The following is a 249-nucleotide window of genomic DNA, read 5'->3' as shown; positions in this document are numbered from 1 at the left end:
GATCCGTGGTACCCGCTGGGCAACGGCAACATCCTGCGCGTATTGGAAGCGGGCTTGCACATCTGCCATATGCTCGGCTACCGCAACCTGCAAAGCGCCCTCGATCTGGTCACCGACAACAGCGCCAAGGCCATGGCCCTGGGTGACCGGTACGGCCTGGCCCCCGGGCGGGCGGCCAACCTGCTGATTCTCTCGGCAGACAGCGACTATGAGGTAATTCGCAGCCAGGGCCTGCCGCTGTACTCGATC

1 protein-coding gene is annotated in these 249 nt (G+C 64.3%); it reads left to right on the top strand.

Annotation, left to right across the window (positions count from 1 at the left end; genetic code table 11):
- Nucleotides 1–249 (top strand): amidohydrolase family protein (locus AC0608_RS13850; RefSeq protein WP_478289486.1); only part of this gene is annotated, 249 nt, incomplete at both ends.

This window comes from Flavobacterium sp. GNP008, assembly GCF_056428965.1.
This window is presented reverse-complemented; position numbering and strand designations above follow the sequence as displayed.